At 61.4% G+C, this 19806-nt stretch carries 19 protein-coding genes; 6 read left to right on the top strand and 13 right to left on the bottom strand.

Translation table 11 applies throughout. The features are described from left to right. Positions 1–52: 52 nt before the first annotated feature. From QF045_RS06615 to QF045_RS06665, 11 genes are all read right to left on the bottom strand, one after another. Positions 53–562 carry a DUF2878 domain-containing protein gene (locus tag QF045_RS06615; RefSeq protein WP_306491534.1) on the bottom strand — a complete coding sequence of 170 codons (510 nt, stop codon included), beginning with the start codon at positions 560–562 and terminating at the stop codon, positions 53–55. Continuing rightward, the gene (locus QF045_RS06620) at positions 555–1826 is read right to left on the bottom strand and encodes a cyclopropane-fatty-acyl-phospholipid synthase family protein (protein WP_306491535.1); all 1272 of its coding nucleotides are present in this window, start codon (positions 1824–1826) and stop codon (positions 555–557) included. The genes QF045_RS06615 and QF045_RS06620 overlap by 8 nt, the downstream gene beginning before the upstream one ends. After that, positions 1813–2622: a DUF1365 domain-containing protein gene (locus QF045_RS06625; RefSeq protein WP_306491536.1), complete on the bottom strand. Its 810-nt coding sequence runs from the start codon at positions 2620–2622 to the stop codon at positions 1813–1815. Before QF045_RS06625 ends, QF045_RS06620 begins: the two co-directional genes overlap by 14 nt. Continuing rightward, entirely contained in the window at positions 2619–3866 is a 1248-nt protein-coding gene (locus tag QF045_RS06630; RefSeq protein ID WP_306491538.1) for an NAD(P)/FAD-dependent oxidoreductase, read from the bottom strand. The genes QF045_RS06625 and QF045_RS06630 overlap by 4 nt, the downstream gene beginning before the upstream one ends. After that, complete coding sequence (locus tag QF045_RS06635) at positions 3863–4645, bottom strand: SDR family oxidoreductase (protein WP_306491539.1); 783 nt, start codon at positions 4643–4645, stop codon at positions 3863–3865. Before QF045_RS06635 ends, QF045_RS06630 begins: the two co-directional genes overlap by 4 nt. After that, entirely contained in the window at positions 4642–5064 is a 423-nt protein-coding gene (locus QF045_RS06640; protein WP_306491540.1) for a nuclear transport factor 2 family protein, read from the bottom strand. Before QF045_RS06640 ends, QF045_RS06635 begins: the two co-directional genes overlap by 4 nt. Next, positions 5057–6499, bottom strand: coding sequence for a deoxyribodipyrimidine photo-lyase (phrB, locus tag QF045_RS06645; RefSeq protein WP_306491541.1), 1443 nt, complete (start codon positions 6497–6499; stop codon positions 5057–5059). The genes QF045_RS06640 and phrB overlap by 8 nt, the downstream gene beginning before the upstream one ends. Beyond that, complete coding sequence (locus QF045_RS06650) at positions 6500–7429, bottom strand: MerR family transcriptional regulator (protein ID WP_306491542.1); 930 nt, start codon at positions 7427–7429, stop codon at positions 6500–6502. Between the two features lie 3 nt (positions 7430–7432). Then, a complete protein-coding gene (locus QF045_RS06655) occupies positions 7433–8392 on the bottom strand; it encodes a DUF523 and DUF1722 domain-containing protein (protein WP_306491543.1) in 960 nt (319 codons plus the stop codon). 112 nt (positions 8393–8504) lie between these two features. Continuing rightward, positions 8505–8720, bottom strand: coding sequence for a TIGR02450 family Trp-rich protein (locus tag QF045_RS06660; protein ID WP_306491544.1), 216 nt, complete (start codon positions 8718–8720; stop codon positions 8505–8507). Continuing rightward, positions 8717–9703 (bottom strand): NAD(P)/FAD-dependent oxidoreductase, encoded by a 987-nt coding sequence (locus QF045_RS06665; protein WP_306491545.1) that lies wholly within the window; start codon positions 9701–9703, stop codon positions 8717–8719. Before QF045_RS06665 ends, QF045_RS06660 begins: the two co-directional genes overlap by 4 nt. 212 nt (positions 9704–9915) lie before the next feature. On the opposite strand from QF045_RS06665, the gene QF045_RS06670 reads away from it, so the two are divergent. Then, complete coding sequence (locus QF045_RS06670) at positions 9916–10815, top strand: TIGR01777 family oxidoreductase (protein ID WP_306491546.1); 900 nt, start codon at positions 9916–9918, stop codon at positions 10813–10815. A 14-nt stretch (positions 10816–10829) separates the two neighbouring features. Further along, complete coding sequence (gene hemH / locus QF045_RS06675; RefSeq protein WP_306491547.1) at positions 10830–11855, top strand: ferrochelatase; 1026 nt, start codon at positions 10830–10832, stop codon at positions 11853–11855. Positions 11856–11983: 128 nt separating this feature from the next. Here hemH and QF045_RS06680 read toward each other — a convergent pair whose 3' ends face one another. Then, a complete protein-coding gene (locus QF045_RS06680) occupies positions 11984–14080 on the bottom strand; it encodes a TonB-dependent siderophore receptor (protein ID WP_306491548.1) in 2097 nt (698 codons plus the stop codon). Between the two features lie 111 nt (positions 14081–14191). Beyond that, on the bottom strand, positions 14192–15352 hold the full coding sequence (gene algW / locus QF045_RS06685; protein WP_124385052.1) for a Do family serine endopeptidase AlgW: 1161 nt from the start codon (positions 15350–15352) through the stop codon (positions 14192–14194). 101 nt (positions 15353–15453) lie between these two features. Between algW and QF045_RS06690 the strand changes: the two genes are divergently transcribed. The 4 genes from QF045_RS06690 to cysN all read left to right on the top strand — a co-directional run bounded on the left by QF045_RS06690 (position 15454) and on the right by cysN (position 19786). Then, entirely contained in the window at positions 15454–16212 is a 759-nt protein-coding gene (locus QF045_RS06690; RefSeq protein WP_306491549.1) for a Nif3-like dinuclear metal center hexameric protein, read from the top strand. A 258-nt stretch (positions 16213–16470) separates the two neighbouring features. Continuing rightward, the gene (gene cysD / locus QF045_RS06695; protein WP_124385055.1) at positions 16471–17388 is read left to right on the top strand and encodes a sulfate adenylyltransferase subunit CysD; all 918 of its coding nucleotides are present in this window, start codon (positions 16471–16473) and stop codon (positions 17386–17388) included. 104 nt (positions 17389–17492) lie between these two features. Continuing rightward, a complete protein-coding gene (locus tag QF045_RS06700; RefSeq protein ID WP_306491550.1) occupies positions 17493–17834 on the top strand; it encodes a four helix bundle protein in 342 nt (113 codons plus the stop codon). Between the two features lie 53 nt (positions 17835–17887). Beyond that, the gene (gene cysN / locus QF045_RS06705; protein ID WP_306491551.1) at positions 17888–19786 is read left to right on the top strand and encodes a sulfate adenylyltransferase subunit CysN; all 1899 of its coding nucleotides are present in this window, start codon (positions 17888–17890) and stop codon (positions 19784–19786) included. The last annotated feature ends 20 nt before the right edge of the window (positions 19787–19806 follow it).

Raw genomic sequence — 19806 nt, forward strand, 5'->3', positions numbered from 1 at the left:
GGCGGCAGCTTCAAGCTTTAAGCGGCAAGCTGCAAGCAGAAGCCGACCGGCTTCATCTTTTACGTGCCGTGCGAAATTCGCCGCGTGTAGCTGCCCCCGCCAGCAGCGTGAACACCACTGCCCAAAGTAGCGCCAGCCCGGCCATCGTGGGCACCAGGCCATAACCAAACTGCACGCCAGCCAATTGGCTGCCCGCGTAATACGACAACGGCCCACCGACGGCCCCCAACAGGGCGGCGCGCCACCAGGGGCGGGCGCTCCAGGCCAGGCAGTGACGCAACGTGGTCGCCAGCAATGCCCACAGCAGCATCAACCAGAATGGAATCAGCGGCCCCGGCTCGCTGAAGTGGAAAACCCCCAGCGTGCGCAGCAGTGTGTCCTGCACCGTGCCGGCGAGTGTCACGCTGACGATCAGGGCACCGTCATCGGCCAGCGAACTTATCCACAGCAGGTTAATGACCAGCACCGCCAGTCCCACCAGCAACCACGGGCCATCGCCGCCGAGCACGCAGGCGAACCAGCCGCATTGAAACAGCGCGGCATTCGCCAGGGTTTTAAGCACTGAAACGCCCTAGCAACGGCGGGTTGATTGCCGCCGGCTTGGCCAGCAGTAACTGCGCGGTGCCAATCGTGCGCTCCATGAAGCCGCCCTCGCAGTAGCACAGGTAGAACTCCCACAAGCGCAGGAAGTACTCGTCGTAGCCAAGCTCGGCAAGACGGCCATGGGCGCGGCGAAAGTTCTCATGCCACAGGCGCAGGGTTCGCGCGTAGTGCAGGCCGAAATCCTCCATGTGCAGCAGGTTCATGTCGGTGTCGCGGCAGACGATCTGCAGCATGTTTTGCACGCTGGGCAGGGCGCCGCCAGGGAAGATGTAGCGTTGGATGAAGTCGACGCTGTTCTTGGCCTGCTCAAAGCGCTGATCGCGGATAGTGATGGCTTGCAGCAGCATCAGGCCGTCGGGCTTGAGCAGGTGCGCGCACTGCTTGAAATACGTAGGCAGGAAGCGATGGCCGACCGCTTCGATCATTTCGATGGACACCAGCTTGTCGTACTCACCGGTAAGGTCGCGGTAGTCCTGCAGCAGCAATGTGACCTGATCCTGCAGGCCCAACGCCTCGATGCGCTTGGCGGTGTAGGCAAACTGCTCTTTGGACAAGGTGGTCGTAGTCACCTTGCAGCCGTAATGCTGCGCCGCGTACAGCGCCATGCTGCCCCATCCGGTACCGATTTCCAGCAGGTGATCGCTGGGTTTGAGCGACAATTTCTGGCAGATGCGTTCCAGCTTGTTCAGTTGCGCCTGTTCCAGGGTGTCGTCGGCGGTCAGAAATTGCGCCGCCGAATACATCATGGTCGGGTCAAGAAACTGCTCGAACAGGTCGTTGCCCAGGTCGTAATGGGCGGCGATGTTTTTCTGCGAGCCCTTGCGCGTATTGCGGTTGAGCCAGTGCAGGCCCTGGGTGAGCGGTCGCGCCAGACGTGCCAGGCCGCCCTCCATCGCATCGAGTACGTCCAGGTTGCTGACCATCACACGCACCACAGCGGTCAGGTCCGGGCTGCTCCAGTAGCCGTGGATAAACGCTTCGCCGGCACCGATCGAACCGTTGGCGGCCACCAGGCCCCACACCGCCGAGTCGAGGATCTGGATTTCCCCGAGCAGATGCGCTTCCCGTGCGCCAAACACTTGTCGCTCGCCGTCCTCGACGATCACCAATTGGCCATGGCGCAATTGGCTGAGTTGGCGCAACACGCCCTTGCGCAGCAGCGCGGCGGTCATGCCGTTGACGTTCAGGCGATTAGCCTTGACCGATAAGCTAGGGGATTTCATGGCGGCGATCCTTGGTATACCCGACTGCGGTGCTGGAGGCGCCATCGGCGGCCCGGTGGGAAAAAATCGGTGTGCGTTTGAGCAACAGGCGCAAGGCCTGCCAGTAAATCGCGAGGCAGGTCTTGGCGGTCATCCAGGGGAAGCGCCAAAGATAGCGATGCAGGCTGGCGCGGTTCAGGGCTTCCTTCTGCAAGCTCAAGGTTGCGTCGAAGACTTTATGCGCGCCTTGCCAGTCGGCCATGTGCACGCCGAGCCTGGCGGCGGGCGGGCTGAAGCTCATGCGGTATTCCAGATCACGCGGCAAGAAGGGCGACACATGGAACGCCTTGGCCACGGCAAAATGCTGATGCTCATCGCCAGCCTGCGCCTGGGCCGGCAGCACATAGTGATAGCGCTCGCGCCACGGTGTGTTGGTGACTTCGCACAGGATCGCCGCCAACTGCCCGTCGGCCTCGAAACAATAGAAAAAGCTCACCGGATTGAACGCCAGGCCCCAGCTGCGGGCCTGGGTCAGCAGGCAGATAGCGCCTTGCGGCGTGCGCCCAAGGGCCTTGCCGACTTCCTGGCGCACCGCGTCGCTCAAGCTCATGCCGTGGCGTGTGAATTGGCGCAGATAGTCCTGCTGGCGAAAGCCGAACGGCGCCAGGCGACTCGCGCCGGCCAGGGGCGAGAGCCCGAGCACGGCGTCCTGTTCGCTGAGGTCCAGGTACAGCAGGCCGATGCGGTAGCGAAAGGCATGGGCCTTTGGCGAAAACCGACGATGGGCGATCCAGCCGCTGTACAGGGCGCTGTTCACAGGGTTTCCCCAAAGGCCTGGGCCACGCGCAAGGCGCTGACCACGCCGTCTTCATGGAAACCGTTGGCCCAGTAGGCGCCGCAGTAGAACGTATTGCGCGCGCCATGCAATTCTTCCCAGCGCGCCTGTGCGGCCACCGCCGCCAGGCTGTACTGCGGATGAGCGTAGGTGTAGCGCGCCAGGATTTTCAGCGGGTTGATCATCGGCGTCTGGTTGAGGCTGACGCAAAAAGTGGTGGCGCTGTCGATGCCTTGCAGGATGTTCATGTCATAGGTGACGGCGGCTTGATGTTGCTGACTGCCGGTCAGCCGGTAATTCCAGCTGGCCCAGGCCAGCTTGCGGTCGGGCAGCAGTCGCGTGTCGGTGTGCAGCACCACGTCGTTGTCGGCGTAGGGCAGGGCACCGAGGATTTGCTGTTCGGCCTCGCTTGGGTCGTCGAGCAAGGCCAGGGCCTGGTCGCTGTGGCAGGCGAAGACCACGCGGTCGAACGTCTCGCTGCCCGCCGGGCTGTGGATAACCACGCCGTCATCGGTGCGCTGCACCTTATGCACAGGGCAATTGAGGCGTACCTGATCGCGAAAGCTGCGGCTCAGCGGTTCGATATAGCTGCTGGAGCCCCCTTCGATCACGCACCATTGCGGACGATTGCTCACCGACAGCAGGCCGTGATTCTTGAAGAAGCGCACGAAGAATTGCAGCGGAAAGCCAAGCATGTCGGCCAGCGACATCGACCAGATCGCCGCACCCATCGGCACGATGTAATGCTGGATAAATCGAGGGCCATAACCGCCGGCTTCGAGATAGTCGCCAAGGGTCATGTCCGCCTTGATGCGCTGCTCTTGCAGGTCCAGCGGCGCCTGGCGGTTGAAACGCAGGATATCGCGCAGCATGCCCCAGAACCCCGGCGACAGGATGTTGCGGCGCTGGGCAAACAAACTGTTGAGGTTATTGCCGTTGTATTCGAGGCCGGTGCTCTGGTCGCACACCGAAAAACTCATTTCGGTGGGTTTGAACCGCACCCCGATCTGCCCCAGCAAGCGGATGAAATTCGGGTAGGTCCAGTCGTTGAACACGATGAAACCGGTGTCCACCGCATAGCGCTTGCCCTCGACCGTTACGTTGGCCGTATGCGTGTGCCCGCCCAGGCAGTCACCCGCTTCGAACAGCGTAATGTCGTGGCGCCGACTGAGCAGGTAGGCGCTGGTCAGTCCGGCGATGCCGCTGCCGATAATGGCGATCTTCACAGGTCGTCCTTTTTCGGCGGCGGGCTGCGCAACATGCGCTTGCCGATGATCAGTTGTGCACGGTTAGGCAGCTTCGACAGCGGCCATAAGGTGGCGATGAACAGGGCCGGAAAGGCAATCTCCAGCGGGCGTTTTTCCAGCTTGGCGAAGATATGCCTGGCCGCCTTGTCGGCGGGCCAGCTCAGCGGCATGGGGAAGTCATTGCGTTCGGTCAGGGGCGTGTCGACGAACCCCGGGCTGATCACGGTAACGTCGATGTTCTCCGGTGACAGGCCAATGCGCAGGGATTCAAACAGGTAGCGCAGCCCCGCCTTCGATGCACCGTAGGCCTCGGCCCGTGGCATGGGCAGGTAGGTCACGGCGCTGGCCACGCCCACCAGATGCGGCGTATGCCCGGCACGCAAGAGTGGCAGCGCGGCTTCAATGCAATAACTGCTGGCCAGTAGGTTGGTGCGCACCACGTGTTCGATGATCGAGGCATCGAACTGCCTGGCGTCGACGTATTCACAGGTACCCGCGTTGAGGATCACCGTATCCAGCGCACCCCAGGCTTCGTCGATGCGTTCACCGATTTCGCGTACGGTCTGGCTGTTGGTCAGGTCGCCGTCCACCACCAGCACCTGCCCCGGATAACGCTGGGCGAGGGCTTGCAGCGGGCCTTTGCTGCGCGAGCTGAGCGCCACGTGGGCGCCGCTGTTGAGCAATTCCACGGCCAGCGCGGCACCGATGCCACTGCTGGCGCCGGTCAACCAATAACGACGGGGCGGTGTCAGGCTCATCCCATTCTCCTTTTCAGCCAACTGATGACGCCGCCGAGGACCGGCAGATGTTCATAAAGCAGAGCGCCGGCATCGAAATAATCGCGATGCCGGTAGACCTTCTCGCGCCACATCAAGTGGGAGCAACCGGGCACCTGGATCAGCTTGCCGCTGGCCAGGCGCGGGTGACGAAAACTCATGGTCCAGCGCAGGTAGCCTTCGCCTTCGGTCGTTTGGTCGAAACCGTGGAAATCAAAGCCAAGCTGGCTGACGTTGCTGTACAGCTGCGCAAAGTAGCGCTGCAGTTCAGGCAGCCCGTGGACTTCATGCAGCGGATCCGCGAATACGATGTCGTCGCTGTAGAGGCTGTCGAGCAGGTGCAGGTTGTGCGAGTCCAACGTGGCGAAGGTGTGGCCGAAGCGGCGCAGGAAGTCACTCATGCTCGGCCATCTCCTGACGCGCGGGCAGGCTGCGAAAGGCGGCAAGGGCGCGCTCGCGGGATTTTTTCAAGTCGACGATGGCGTTCGGGTAATCGGCCACGCCGAACAAGCCCCCGGCTGCTTGCGGGTTGTGGACTTCCTTTCTATTCAGCGCGGCCAGCTCGGGCAGCCAGTGCTTGATGAACAGGCCTTCGCTGTCGAATTTTTCCGACTGGCTCAGCGGGCTGAAGATCCGGAAGTACGGCGCGGAATCGGTGCCTGTTGACGAACTCCACTGCCAGCCGCCGTTATTGGCTGCCAGGTCGCCGTCGATCAGGTGGCGCATGAAGAAGCGCTCGCCCTCGCGCCAGTCGATCAGCAGGTTCTTGGTCAGGAACATCGCCACCACCATGCGCAGGCGGTTGTGCATCCAGCCGGTTTCGAGCAGTTGGCGCATGGCCGCATCGATAATCGGCAAGCCGGTGCGGGCTTGCTGCCAGGCCGCGAGGTCCTTGGGCGCATCACGCCAGGCCACGGCTTCGGTTTCGGGGCGGAACGCACGATGGCGCGAGACCCGCGGGTAACCCACCAGGATATGTTTGTAGAATTCGCGCCACAGCAGTTCGTTGATCCAGGTAATCGTGCCGATGTCGCCGCTTTCGAATTCGCCCTGATTGGCCTGCAACGCGGCGTGCAGGCACTGGCGTGGCGACACTACCCCGGCGGCGAGGTAGGCCGACAGCTGGCTGGTGCCAGGCTTGGCGGGAAAGTCGCGTTCGTCTTTGTAGTAGCTGATCTGCTCATCCGCGAAGGCGTCGAGGCGGCGGCGCGCTTCGTCTTCACCGGCCGGCCATAGCGCACGCAAGGTTTCGCTGGGCGGCTCGAAGCCTTCGACCGTGGTGGGGATGGCGTCGCTTTTCAGGTCAAGCCGGGCCTGGGCTTTTGGGCTTGCCACCAAGCGCGGCAAGGCGCTGTGCAGGCGGGTGTAGCAGACCTTGCGGAACTGGCTGAACACCTGGAAGTAAGTGCCGGACTTGGTCAGCACGCTGCCCGGCTGGAAAAACAGCTGGTCCAGGTAACTGTGGAAGGTTACGCCTTGCGCCTCCAGCGCCTGGCTCACCGCGCTGTCGCGACGGCTCTCATGGATACCGTATTCCTCGTTGACGTGCACCGACTCCACCTGGAGTTCGCGGCACAACTGGCTCACTACGTCCGGCGCCTGGTCCCAGGTGGCGGCGTGGCGGATCAGCAGCGGGATGTTCAGCTCCCCAAGCGCCTGGCTCAGTGTTTGCAAGTTGCGCAGCCAGAAATCCACTTTGCACGGCGCGTCGTCGTGAGCCAGCCATTGTTGCGGCGTGATCAGGTAAACGGCCGCAACCGGGCCTCGCTGGCTGGCGGCAGTCAGTGCGGTGTTGTCGTGAAGGCGCAGGTCGGTGCGCAGCCAGATCAAGTGCATTTAGACAATTCCACGCTGGATCAATATCTGGTGGGCCGACAACGGGTCTTCGGCGACGGACAACTTAGGGAAGTCAGTGGTTAATACGGCTAACTCGGCGTGATGGATGCATACCGTTGGTCCGGCAATCAGCAGTGGGCAGCCCACGCCGGCCAGCAGCTTTTTGAGGGCCGGTACCTGCAGAGCCTTGCTTGAATACAGCAGCACGGCTCGCGGTTGCAGATGTTCCACCGCCAGGGCCAGTTCGCCGGCGGGCAGCGGCCAATCGAACACCTCCACCGGGCAGTCGGCGCTGCTGGCCAGCCAGGCACTGAGCCACAGGTGCGGTTCCAACGGTAAGTCGGAGTGGTTGACCAACAACAGCGGGGCACCCTGGAGTTGACGATTGTTGTGGTAGATCCGCGCGCCAAATTTGCTGCGCAGCCATGACAGGAAAAATACCCGCTCCATCTGTGCGCCGAATTGACCTTGCCATTTCTGTTCCAGCTCGCTGAGCAGCGGCAGCATCAACTGTTCGCACAAGGTGCGTGGCGGGTAGAGCGCCATGGCTTGGTTGAAGGCATCGTCGACCCGGCGTTCAGCCAATTCGCTGATGGCGTTCACCAAGCCTTGGCGCAGAGCATGCCATTCGCTTTGCATCGACTCGGGGTTGGCTTGGGCGGAGTCGATCAAACCTTTGACCTGGCTGACCGGCACGCCTCGATTGAGCCAGGTGAGGATGGCGTGAATACGTTGCACATGTTCGGCGCTGAACAACCGATGCCCCTTGGGCGTGCGCTGAGGCACGATCAGGCCATACCGGCGCTCCCACGCGCGCAGGGTCACGGCGTTGACGCCGGTCTGGCGCGCCACTTCGCGGATCGGTAGCCAGCCATTTTCCAGGGCCAGGGCGATGTCTTCGCCGGGTTCGTCTTGCAGGGCAGCTTTCATGGTTTAGATCGCATTACGCAGGCTGAGGTTTTCCGGGTGCGGTTGCAGGTAGGCCTGCTGCGCAATGTAGCGGTCCGGGTGCTGACGAAAGTGATGTTTGAGCAGCGTGAGGGGCACCACCAGTGGCACGATGCCGTGGCGGTATTGGCCGATGACGGTTTGCATTTCCTGCTTGTCATCGGCGCTGATGGCCTCTTTCAAATAGCCGCTGATGTGTTGCAGCACATTGGTGTGGGTGCCGCGGGTGGCGCACTTTTTCAGACCCGTCATCAGTTCGCTGAAGTAGCCGCTGGCCAGTTCGTTGAGGTCGTCATCCTTGCCCATGGTGCCGAGCAACTGGCCAAGGCTCTTGTAGTGCGCCGGGCTGTGAGCCATCAGCAGATATTTGTAGCGTGAGTGAAACGCCAGCAGGCGATGGCGCGACAGCCCTTCGGCGAGCAACTGCTGCCAACTGGCGTAGACGAATACACGGGTAAGGAAATTTTCTCGCAAGACCGGGTCGTTCAGGCGGCCGTCCTCTTCCACCGGCAAGTTGGGGTGGCGCGCGCAGAACGCCTGGGCGTAGATACCGCGCCCACCGCCATCTACCGGTGCGCCGTTGTCACGGTAAACCTTGACCCGCTCCAGTCCACAGGACGGCGACTTCTGCATAAAGATGTAGCCACACAGGTCGGTGTGTTCGCGTGCCATCGCCTGCCCGTATTCATCCAGTGGCTGGGTCACGTTGAGTTCGCGGTGTACGGTGCCCACGGCTTGCGGGTTGGCGGCGTCGCCGACCAGGCGAATGGTTTCGCGCGGGATGCCCAGGCCGATCGCGACTTCAGGGCACAACGGCACGTAGTCGAAGTACTCGGCCAGGGTCTGGCTGCACAACAGGGATTGTTTATGCCCACCGTTGAAACGCACATTCTCGCCCAACAGGCAGGCGCTGATGCCGATCTTGGGTTTCACGGAATTGGACATGGGCAAACCTCTGCGAAATTCCTGTACAGCTTTGAATGGCTGTACAACTAAATCTCATCATAGATTTGATCTTGTACAAGTCAATTATTTTGTACAGGTATTTGCAAGAGGCTTACTGCCAACCCATTTTCCAGCTATCGACGTTGCGCAACGTTTGCCATTCCATGCGCTCGGTCCTGCGGGTCAGCACTGCTTGCAGCTCGATTTCCAGCACGGTGCCTTCCTCGTCACGGAACAGCTCTGTGACGAGGAAGTGTTTTTCCTTGTTTTTCGGCGACGTTGCTGTCCATTTTGACGGCAGCAATTTGGCCGGATTGATGCGGTTCATTGCAGGTGCTCGATCAACCGTCGCGCCGCCTCCTGGCCGCTGAGCCAAGCGCCTTCGACGCGGCCCGACAAGCACCAGTCGCCGCAGACGAACAAGCCCAGGTCGGCATCAGCCAGCACGCCGAACTCATGACTGCTTGACGGTCGGGCATAGAGCCATCGGTGTGCCAGGCTGAATGACGGGGCCGGCATGGCGCAATGCAGCAATTCGGCGAAGGCGCCGTGCAGGTGCTCGATCACGGCTTCTTTGGGCAGGTCCAGGTGGGCCTTGCTCCAAGCGCTGGTGGCATGCAGCACCCAGGTGTCGACGGCGACGTCACGTCCCGGTTTGCTGCGGTTGCGCGCCAGCCAGTCGAGGGCGCTGTCCTGGACGAAGCAGCCTTCCATCGGTGTATCCAGCGGCGTGTCGAAGGCCAGGGCGATGGCCCAGGTGGGGTCCATTTTAACCCCGGCCACGGCGCTCGCCAGCTTCGGTGCGGCCGCCAGCAAGGTGGTGGCCTGGGGCGCCGGTGTGGCGATGATCACATGACTGAACGGGCCGTGATTACCGCCATCGGCGTCGAGCAGGTTCCAGTGTTGCGTGCCTTGGAATACTTCGGTGATGCGGCAACCGAACTCCACCGGCAGGTCGTCGAGCAGGGCGCGAGTAATGGCGCTCATGCGCGGCGTACCGACCCAGCGGATCTGTTCGTCGGGGGAGGGCGTCAATTGGCCGGACTTGAAGTTGTACAGCTGGGGTTTCCACTGCTGCGCCCAGCCATGGCTTTGCCAGCGTTGTACTTCGTTGACGAAGCGCCGATCACGGGCAGTGAAGTACTGCGCGCCCATGTCCAGTGCGCCGGCATCGCTGCGCTTGCTGGACATACGGCCGCCGCTGCCGCGGCTTTTATCGAAGAGTTGAACAACGTGCCCCGCGTCTTGTAACGCTCGGGCGGCGGAGAGACCGGCAATGCCGGTGCCTATGATCGCGATGGGGACAGTCATGGGAGGCCTCGTTTTACCGTTGGGTACAGACTACGCCGACACCAATAGCTGTACAATATTGTTTTTTGGTATAAGTTTTGGCGTGCCTGATTGTGTGGCGTGACCTATGGTTAAGCGATGGCTTAAACGCCCGTCACGCTCGATTATCAAATTGATCCCTGCTTATAAAATAGACCAGTGAGCGGCGGCGAACGTTACATGAGGAGAGTCCCATGCATATTTTGCTGACCGGCGGTACCGGCTTGATCGGCCGTCAACTGTGCCGGCACTGGCTTGCCCAGGGCCACCACCTGACCGTATTGAGCCGCAAACCGGACTCCGTTGCGCGGTTGTGCGGCGCGCAAGTGGTGGGTGTCGCGCGCCTGCAAGACGTGAACGGCGTGGTGGATGCGGTGGTCAACCTCGCCGGCGCGCCCATCGCCGACCGCCCCTGGACCCACAAGCGCAAGGCGTTGCTGTGGAGCAGCCGCATCAGCCTGACCGAAACCCTGCTCGCGTGGCTGGAAAGCCTGGAGCACAAACCCGCCGTGCTGATCTCCGGGTCTGCGGTGGGTTGGTACGGCGACGGCGGCGAGCGTGAACTGACGGAAGCCAGCGGCCCGGTGCTGGACGATTTCCCTAGCCAGCTGTGTATTGCCTGGGAAGAAACCGCAACGCGTGCCGAAGCCTTGGGCATTCGCGTGGTGCTGGTGCGTACCGGCCTGGTGCTGGCCGCCGAGGGCGGCTTTTTGTCGCGCCTGCTGCTGCCGTTCAAACTGGCGCTGGGCGGGCCAATCGGCAATGGTCGGCAATGGATGCCGTGGGTGCATATTCAGGATCAAATCGCCCTGATTGATTTTCTTCTGCACAAGGCTGACGCCAGCGGTCCTTATAATGCGTGCGCGCCACACCCGGTGCGTAACCGCGAATTTGCCAAGACGCTGGGCCAGGTGCTGCACCGCCCGGCGTTCATGCCGATGCCGGCCTTTGCACTGAAGGTCGGCTTGGGCGAGTTGTCGGGTTTGTTGCTGGGTGGGCAAAAGGCATTGCCTGAGCGGCTGCTGGCTGCAGGTTTCACTTTCCAGTTCACTGAGTTGCGTGCGGCCCTGGACGACTTGTCCAGCCGCCTCTAGAGATAGGATGTTGCATGACCGATCACGCGTTGTTGCTGGTTAACCTGGGCTCGCCAAAGTCCACTTCGGTGGCCGATGTGCGCAGTTACCTCAATCAGTTTTTGATGGACCCTTATGTGATCGATCTGCCGTGGCCGGTGCGTCGCTTGCTGGTTTCGCTGATCCTGATCAAGCGCCCCGAGCAATCGGCGCATGCCTATGCGTCCATCTGGTGGGACGAGGGCTCGCCGCTGGTGGTCCTCAGCCGTCGCCTGCAGCAGCAGATGACCACGCAATGGACCCAAGGCCCGGTGGAGCTGGCGATGCGCTATGGCGAGCCCTCGCTCGAAACCGTGCTCACGCGCCTGGCCGCCCAGGGCATTGCGAAAGTGACCCTGGCGCCGCTGTACCCGCAGTTTGCCGACAGCACCGTGACCACGGTGATCGAGGAAGCCCGGCGTGTGGTGCGCGACAAGAAACTGAAGGTGCAATTCTCGATCCTGCAGCCGTTCTACGATCAACCTGAGTACCTCGATGCCCTGGCAGCCAGTGTGCGGCCGCATGTAGAGCAGGATTACGACCACCTGCTGCTGAGTTTCCACGGCTTGCCGGAGCGCCACCTGACAAAGCTTGACCCGACGGGCCAGCATTGTTTCAAAGACGCCGATTGCTGCAAGAACGCGTCGCCTGAAGTGCTCGCCACCTGTTATCGCGCGCAGTGTTTCAGCGTCGCCCGCGATGTGGCCGCGCGGCTGGGGCTGCCGGACGGCAAGTGGTCGGTGGCGTTCCAGTCTCGCCTGGGCCGCGCCAAGTGGATCGAACCCTACACCGAGGCGCGCCTTGAGGCACTGGCGCAACAAGGCGTGAAGAAACTGTTGGTGATGTGCCCGGCCTTTGTCGCCGATTGCATCGAGACCCTGGAGGAGATCGGCGATCGCGGGCTGGAGCAGTTCCGTGAGGCGGGGGGCGAGGAATTGGTGCTGGTGCCCTGCTTGAATGATGACCCGCAGTGGGCGGCGGCGCTTAATACCTTGTGTGAAAGGGCGCCTGTGTCGCTGTAATCGCTATAGATGCACATCTAACTGTGGGAGGGGGCTTGCTCCCGATAGCGATGTATCAGTCAGGAATGTTGAGACTGACACACTGCTATCGGGGGCAAGCCCCCACCCACATTGAGTACTGTGCCCGCTTAGAGATTGAGGGTCAGGCTGAGCGTCAAGTTGCGCGGCTCACCGGGGTTGACCCAGTAGCTGCTGTAGGAGCGCTCGTAATACCTTTCATCAAACAGGTTGTTGAGGTTCAAGCCCACGGTAACGTTCTGCGTCGCCTTGTAATGCGCCAGCAGATCGACCGTGTGGTAGGCGGGCAGTTCGAAGCCTGTTCCCGCTTCACCGGAGCGATTACCGACATAGGTAAACGCCGCACCCAGGTCCGAACCGCGCAATGCGCCGTCCTGGAACTCATACACGCCCAATAGACTGCCGCTGCGCTTGGCCACGCCGAGGATGCGGCTACCCGTTGGAATGGCTTTATCGCCCTTGGTCACTTCGGCGTCGATGTAGGCAAACGCGCCGATCACGCGAATGGCGTCGGTGACTTGCCCGGTCAGTTGCAGATCGAACCCCTGGCTGCGCGCCTTGCCCATTGCACGGTTGGTGTTGGTTGCCGGGTCCAGGGTCAGCACGTTTTCCTTTTCGATATGGAAGGCGGCGAGGGTGGCGCTGAGGCGGTCATCGAACAGCTCGCTCTTGATCCCCACTTCATAACCGACGCCTTCTTCGGGCTTGAAGGTCTTGCCGCCCGCATCCACGCCGCTGTTGGGCTTGAACGAGGTGGAGGCGTTGGCGAATACCCCCACCTGCGGCGTCAGTTGATAGAGCAGGCCGGCGCGCTGGGTCAGGGCGTCGTGGGTTTGCCGGCTTTTGGTGTGGTTGCGGGCAAAATCATCGGTGCTCTGTTCGAAATGCTCCAGACGCGCTCCCACCATGCCGCGCAGGCGGTCGGTAAAGACGATCTGGTCTTGCAGGTTCAGCGCCTGGCTTTTGGTATGTTCGAAGGTATCGGTGCCCGAGCGCGTGCCGTTGGGTTTTGGCTTGCCGTAGACCGGGTTGTAGATATCGATGGGGTAATTGGCGCCGCCAACGGTGGTCACGCGTTCCTTCTTGCGGTAGTCCTCGTACTCGGTGCCGATCAGCAGTTCATGTTGCCAGCTGCCCACGTCGAACAGGCCGCGCAGTTCCAGTTGGGTGATGCTGTCATGCCACCCGGTGGAGCGCTCGCGGTAGCGGCGATTGACGGTGTGACCATCGGGGTTCAGCGCGCGACTTTCCGAGGCGTCGCCCCACAGGCTGCCTTGTTTGTAGTGACTGGCCAGGCGCAGTTTCCAGGCATCGTTGAGGTGATGCTCCAATGCCACTTGGAGGCGGTTGTTGTGGTTGCGGATATTGCCGTCGTTGGGCTCGCCGAGGAAGGTGGACCGGGACATGCCGGTGTTGACGACGATACCTCGGTCGAAGGTAGAGCTGTGGCGCACGAATTCGCTTTCCACCAGCAGGCTGGTGTCCGGATCGAGTTGCCAACTGAAGGACGGCGCGACGAACACTCGCTTGGCGTCCACGTGATCACGAAAGCTGTGGTTGTCTTCAACCGCCAGGTTGACGCGGGATAACACTCGCCCCTCGCTGTCCAGCGGGGTATTCACATCCAGCGCCGTGCGATAGCGATCCCAACTGCCGGCGCTGGTCTGCAACGTGGTGAAGGCCTCCGGCTGAGGCTTCTTGCTGACGATATTCACCGTGCCGCCAGGATCGCCGCGGCCATACAGGCTGGCGGCAGGCCCCTTGAGCACTTCGATGCGTTCGATATTCGCGGCGTCCGGCGTGCTTGGGTAGCCCCGGTTGGCACTGAAGCCATCCTGATAGAACTCAGAGGTGGTGAAGCCGCGCACGCTGTATTCGTAGAGGGTCAGGCCGCCGAAGTTGTTCTGTTTTGAGACTCCGCCAGCAAACTCCAGGGCGCGCTCCACGCTGGTGCTGCCCAGGTCCTTGAGTACCGTGGCGGGAATCACGCTGATCGATTGCGGGATGTCGCGCAGGGCGGTGTCGGTCTTGGTGGCACTGGCGGAGCGGGTAGCACGGTAGCCCTGCACCGGGCCGGTCGCTGATTCATAAGCCTCGGTGGTGACGCTGATGGTGTCCAGCTCCAGCGTGTTTTCTTCGGCGTAAGCAGGGTCGAGCAGCAAGCCAAAGGCGAGGCCAGCCAGGGGCGCAAACTTTCGAGACGGCATGATAGAGCGTTCCAATGTCGATATTGAAACAATATAACATGACCAATGAGAAATATTTCTATGTAATCTATTTCTGCAAGTGCCCGCGAACGGGCACCTGGAGGATGCCGCTTATTCCTCTTCTTTTACGGGCGCCGTCGCCGGTGGCGGGCGCAGGCCGATTTCCGCCGACAGCTTGAGCTCCTTGCCGTTGCGCATCACCTGGATCGCCACCTTGTCGGTCGGCTTGATCCGCGCCACCTGGTTCATCGACTTGCGACCATCACCCGCCGGTGCGCCGTCGATGCTAAGGATCACGTCGCCCAATTGCAGGCCGGCTTTCTGCGCCGGACCGTCACGGAAGATCCCCGCGACCACGATGCCAGGACGTCCGGTCAGGCCGAACGACTCGGCCAGTTCCTTGGTCAAGGGCTGTACTTCAATGCCCAGCCAGCCGCGAATCACCTGGCCGTGTTCAATGATCGATTTCATCACTTCCATCGCCAGCTTCACCGGGATCGCAAAACCGATGCCCTGGGAGCCGCCGGACTTGGAGAAAATCGCCGTGTTGATGCCCGTCAGGTTGCCATTGGCATCCACCAGCGCGCCGCCGGAATTACCGGGGTTGATCGCCGCATCGGTCTGAATGAAGTCTTCATAGCTGTTAAGGCCCAACTGATTACGCCCAGTGGCGCTGATGATGCCCATGGTCACCGTCTGGCCCACGCCGAACGGGTTGCCGATGGCCAGCGCCACGTCGCCTACGCGCAGGCCGTCGGAGCGGCCCAGGGTGATCGAGGGCAGATTCTTCAGGTCGATTTTCAGCACGGCAAGATCGGTTTCCGGATCGCTGCCCACCACGCGGGCCAGGGTCTCGCGGCCGTCACGCAGGGCCACCACGATCTGGTCGGCACCGGTGGTCACGTGATTGTTGGTGAGGATGTAGCCTTCGGGGCTCATGATCACCCCGGAACCGAGGCTGGACTCCATGCGCCGTTGCTTGGGCCCGTTGTCACCGAAATAGCGGCGAAACTGCGGGTCTTCGAACAAGGGATGCGCCGGCTTGTTGATGACCTTGGTGGTGTACAGGTTGACCACGGCGGGAGCGGCAATAGTGACGGCGTCCGCGTAGGTCACCGGGCCTTGCACCACGGTGCTGGTTTGCGGGGCCTGTTGCAGGTTCACGTCGAGGCTGGGCAGGCCAACCCATTGTGGATAACGCTGAATGATCAGCATCGCAATCAGCACGCCAGCCAACAATGGCCATCCAAAAAAACGCAGTGCCTTGAGCATCAAGTAAGTCCTGACAGGTTGCAGGGGGCGCGGGAGCGACCATAATGTCGCGCATTATACGAGGCTGTGACGCCTGCGAACGGGATATTTAGGAGTCTTTTATGGCCGTCCCCCTTACCACCCTCGTCGAGGAAGCGGACCGCTACCTCGGCAGCTCGAAAATCGCTGACTATTGCCCCAACGGCCTGCAGGTCGAGGGCCGGCCCCAGGTGATGCGCATCGTCAGCGGCGTCACCGCCAGCCAGGCCCTGCTGGACGCTGCCGTCGAAGCCCAGGCCGACCTGATCCTGGTACACCACGGGTACTTCTGGAAGGGCGAGAACCCCTGTGTCACCGGCATGAAGCAGCGTCGCCTGAAAACCTTGCTCAAGCATGACATCAGCCTGCTGGCCTACCATCTACCCCTGGATCTGCATCCGGATGTCGGCAACAACGTGCAGCTTGCCAGGCACCTTGATATCACCGTCGAAGGCCCGCTGGACCCCGGCGATTCCAAGGTGGTGGGCCTGGTCGGCTCCCTCGACGAGCCGCTGTCACCGCGTGATTTTGCCCGTCGCGTGCAGGAGGTGATTGGCCGTGAGCCGCTGTTGATCGAAGGCAGCGAAATGATCCGCCGCGTGGGCTGGTGCACCGGCGGCGGCCAGGGCTATATCGACCAGGCGGTGGCTGCCGGTGTCGACCTGTACCTGAGCGGCGAAGCATCGGAGCAGACCTTCCACAGCGCGCGGGAAAACGACATCAGCTTCATCGCCGCCGGTCATCACGCCACCGAGCGCTACGGCGTGCAGGCGTTGGGGGATTACCTGGCACGCCGCTTCGCCCTGGAGCATATCTTCATCGATTGCCCGAACCCGATCTGAGGCCCACGGCCGAGCCAAATGTGGGAGGGGGCTTGCTCCCGATAGCGGTATGTCAGTCAATTCATCTGTTACTGATCCACCGCTATCGGGAGCAAGCCCCCTCCCACACTTGACCGAGTTCCAGGCCAAACTCAGCGGCATATCCATATACCGTTTCGATCTAGTTGGCGCCCTGAATAGAAGCAGGTGCTGTGCTAGCATGCCCCGCTCGAACACGGCCCGCTGGCCGTCCATACGATCGTTTTTCCGTGAGTAGCTATGGTCGACAAACTGACGCATCTGAAACAGCTGGAGGCGGAAAGCATCCACATCATCCGCGAGGTCGCCGCCGAGTTCGACAACCCGGTGATGCTCTACTCGATCGGTAAAGACTCCGCCGTGATGCTGCACCTGGCACGCAAGGCCTTCTTCCCGGGCAAGTTGCCGTTTCCAGTGATGCACGTCGACACCCGCTGGAAATTCCAGGAGATGTACACGTTCCGCGACAAGATGGTCGAAGAGCTGGGCCTGGACCTGATCACCCACATCAACCCCGATGGCGTGGCGCAGAACATCAACCCATTCACCCACGGCAGCGCCAAGCACACCGACATCATGAAGACCGAGGGCCTCAAACAGGCTTTGGACAAGCATGGTTTCGACGCAGCTTTTGGCGGTGCCCGTCGCGATGAAGAGAAATCCCGCGCCAAAGAGCGCGTGTACTCGTTCCGCGACAGCAAGCACCGCTGGGACCCGAAGAACCAGCGCCCGGAGTTGTGGAACGTCTACAACGGCAACGTCAACAAGGGCGAATCCATCCGTGTGTTCCCGCTGTCGAACTGGACCGAGCTGGACATCTGGCAGTACATCTATCTGGAAGGCATCCCGATCGTGCCGCTGTATTTTGCCGCCGAACGCGACGTAATCGAGAAGAACGGCACGTTGATCATGATCGACGACGACCGCATCCTCGAGCATCTGTCCGACGAAGACAAAGCCCGCATCGTCAAAAAGAAAGTCCGTTTCCGCACCCTTGGCTGCTACCCGTTGACGGGCGCGGTGGAGTCCGAAGCCGAAACGCTCACGGACATCATTCAGGAAATGCTCCTGACGCGAACTTCCGAGCGCCAGGGCCGGGTCATCGACCACGATGGCGCCGGCTCCATGGAAGATAAAAAACGGCAGGGGTACTTTTAAGCTTCGAGTTACAAGCGGCAAGCTGCAAGTTAAGGGCGGTATGCGTAATTTTGCAGTTTGGTGCTTGCAGCCGGTTGTTGCGAGCCGTTATCGAGTGACTCGTAATGGACTTCGAGAAGTTGGTCGTGTGGCAAAGAAGCAAGTGTTTGGCGGTGGGAATTTATAGAGAGTTTGCGGATTGCCGGGATCTTGGCTTCAAAGACCAAATCACCCGCTCGGCGCTTTCAGTGCCCTCCAACATTGCTGAAGGCATGGAGCGTTGCAGCTCTAAAGAAAAGGTGCGCTTTCTCTGGATTGCGAAGGCTTCTTGTGGAGAGTTACGTACACAAATTCTTATCGGTAGTGACATTGCTTACATCGCCCCTTCGCTGGCTGAAAACTGGATTACAGAAACTCGCGAGCTCTCAAAAATGCTCTGCGGCCTGATCAACAAAATTTCTGACTAGCTGTACGCCGACAAGCTTGCCGCTTGAAGCTTACAGCTCGGAGCTTGAACGCAATGAGCCATCAATCTGATTTGATCAGCGAGGACATCCTCGCCTACCTGGGCCAGCACGAGCGCAAGGAAATGTTGCGCTTCCTGACCTGCGGCAACGTCGACGACGGCAAGAGCACCCTGATCGGGCGCCTGCTGCACGACTCCAAGATGATCTACGAAGATCACCTGGAAGCCATCACCCGCGATTCGAAGAAGTCCGGCACCACTGGCGATGACATCGACCTGGCGCTGCTCGTTGACGGCCTGCAGGCCGAGCGCGAGCAGGGCATCACCATCGATGTTGCCTACCGCTACTTTTCCACCGCCAAGCGCAAATTCATCATTGCCGATACCCCAGGCCACGAGCAGTACACCCGCAACATGGCCACCGGGGCGTCCACCTGTGACCTGGCGATTATCCTGATCGACGCCCGCTACGGCGTGCAGACCCAGACCCGTCGCCACAGCTTTATCGCCTCGTTGCTGGGCATCAAACACATCGTGGTGGCCGTCAACAAGATGGACATCAATGGCTTTGACCAGAGCGTATTCGAGTCGATCAAGGCCGATTACCTGAAGTTCGCCGACGGTATCGCCTTCAAGCCGAGCACCCTGGCCTTCGTGCCGATGTCGGCGCTCAAGGGCGACAACGTGGTGAACAAGAGCGAGCGTTCGCCGTGGTACACCGGGCAGTCGCTGATGGAGATCCTGGAAACTGTCGAGATCGCCAACGACCGCAACTACACCGACCTGCGTTTCCCGGTGCAGTACGTCAACCGTCCGAACCTGAACTTCCGTGGTTTTGCCGGCACCCTGGCCAGCGGCATCGTGCACAAGGGCGACGAGGTTGTGGTGTTGCCGTCGGGCAAGAGCAGCCGCGTCAAATCCATCGTCACCTTCGAGGGTGAGTTGGAACACGCGGGCCCAGGTCAGGCCGTGACCCTGACCATGGAAGACGAGATCGACATCTCCCGTGGCGACCTGCTGGTGCATGCCGACAACGTGCCGCAAGTGACCGACGCCTTCGACGCCATGCTGGTGTGGATGGCCGAAGAACCGATGCTGCCGGGCAAGAAATACGACATCAAGCGCGCCACCAGCTATGTGCCGGGTTCCATCACCAGCATCGTGCACCGCGTGGACGTGAACACCCTGGCCGAAGGTCCGGCGAGTTCGCTGCAGTTGAACGAGATTGGCCGGGTCAAGGTCAGCCTTGACGCGGCTATCGCGCTGGACGGCTACGACAGCAACCGCACCACCGGCGCGTTTATCGTCATTGACCGTCTGACCAATGGCACCGTCGCGGCAGGCATGATCATCGCCCCGCCAGTCAGCCATGGCAGCGCGGCGCAGCACGGCAAGCTGGCCCATGTGTCCACCGAAGAGCGCGCCCTGCGTTTCGGCCAGCAACCAGCCACCGTGTTGTTCAGCGGCCTGTCTGGCGCCGGCAAGAGCACGTTGGCCTATGCAGTCGAGCGCCGGTTGTTCGACATGGGCCGTGCGGTGTTCGTGCTGGACGGCCAGAACTTGCGTCACGACCTGAACAAGGGGTTGCCGCAGGACCGTGCCGGGCGCACCGAGAACTGGCGTCGTGCCGCTCACGTGGCGCGCCAGTTCAACGAAGCCGGCCTGCTGACCCTGGCGGCCTTCGTTGCGCCGGATGCCGAAGGACGCGAACAGGCCAAGGCGCTGATCGGCAGCGACCGTCTGCTGACGGTGTACGTGCAGGCGTCGCCGCTGGTGTGTGCCGAGCGTGATCCGCAAGGGCTGTATGCCGCCGGTGGGGATAACATCCCGGGTGAGTCGTTTCCGTACGACGTGCCGTTGAATGCAGATCTGGTAATCGACACCCAGTCTCTGTCGCTTGAAGACAGCGTCAAGCAGGTGCTGGAGCTGTTGCGTCAGCGCGGTGCGATCTAAACCGCGCCGCAATTAAATGT

This window comes from Pseudomonas sp. W4I3 (genome assembly GCF_030816195.1).
Lineage (GTDB): Bacteria > Pseudomonadota > Gammaproteobacteria > Pseudomonadales > Pseudomonadaceae > Aquipseudomonas.

What these genes read in the sequence shown, in the direction of transcription:
- QF045_RS06670 (WP_306491546.1), top strand. Translation starts at nt 9,916, where the DNA reads ATGCATATTTTGCTGACCGGCGGTACCGGCTTGATCGGCCGTCAACTG.
- QF045_RS06680 (WP_306491548.1), bottom strand. Translation starts at nt 14,080, where the DNA reads ATGCCGTCTCGAAAGTTTGCGCCCCTGGCTGGCCTCGCCTTTGGCTTG.
- cysN (WP_306491551.1), top strand. Translation starts at nt 17,888, where the DNA reads ATGAGCCATCAATCTGATTTGATCAGCGAGGACATCCTCGCCTACCTG.
- QF045_RS06640 (WP_306491540.1), bottom strand. Translation starts at nt 5,064, where the DNA reads ATGAGTGACTTCCTGCGCCGCTTCGGCCACACCTTCGCCACGTTGGAC.
- QF045_RS06690 (WP_306491549.1), top strand. Translation starts at nt 15,454, where the DNA reads ATGGCCGTCCCCCTTACCACCCTCGTCGAGGAAGCGGACCGCTACCTC.
- algW (WP_124385052.1), bottom strand. Translation starts at nt 15,352, where the DNA reads ATGCTCAAGGCACTGCGTTTTTTTGGATGGCCATTGTTGGCTGGCGTG.
- QF045_RS06650 (WP_306491542.1), bottom strand. Translation starts at nt 7,429, where the DNA reads ATGAAAGCTGCCCTGCAAGACGAACCCGGCGAAGACATCGCCCTGGCC.
- hemH (WP_306491547.1), top strand. Translation starts at nt 10,830, where the DNA reads ATGACCGATCACGCGTTGTTGCTGGTTAACCTGGGCTCGCCAAAGTCC.
- QF045_RS06700 (WP_306491550.1), top strand. Translation starts at nt 17,493, where the DNA reads ATGGACTTCGAGAAGTTGGTCGTGTGGCAAAGAAGCAAGTGTTTGGCG.
- QF045_RS06660 (WP_306491544.1), bottom strand. Translation starts at nt 8,720, where the DNA reads ATGAACCGCATCAATCCGGCCAAATTGCTGCCGTCAAAATGGACAGCA.
- QF045_RS06665 (WP_306491545.1), bottom strand. Translation starts at nt 9,703, where the DNA reads ATGACTGTCCCCATCGCGATCATAGGCACCGGCATTGCCGGTCTCTCC.
- cysD (WP_124385055.1), top strand. Translation starts at nt 16,471, where the DNA reads ATGGTCGACAAACTGACGCATCTGAAACAGCTGGAGGCGGAAAGCATC.
- QF045_RS06635 (WP_306491539.1), bottom strand. Translation starts at nt 4,645, where the DNA reads ATGAGCCTGACACCGCCCCGTCGTTATTGGTTGACCGGCGCCAGCAGT.
- QF045_RS06620 (WP_306491535.1), bottom strand. Translation starts at nt 1,826, where the DNA reads ATGAAATCCCCTAGCTTATCGGTCAAGGCTAATCGCCTGAACGTCAAC.
- phrB (WP_306491541.1), bottom strand. Translation starts at nt 6,499, where the DNA reads ATGCACTTGATCTGGCTGCGCACCGACCTGCGCCTTCACGACAACACC.
- QF045_RS06655 (WP_306491543.1), bottom strand. Translation starts at nt 8,392, where the DNA reads ATGTCCAATTCCGTGAAACCCAAGATCGGCATCAGCGCCTGCCTGTTG.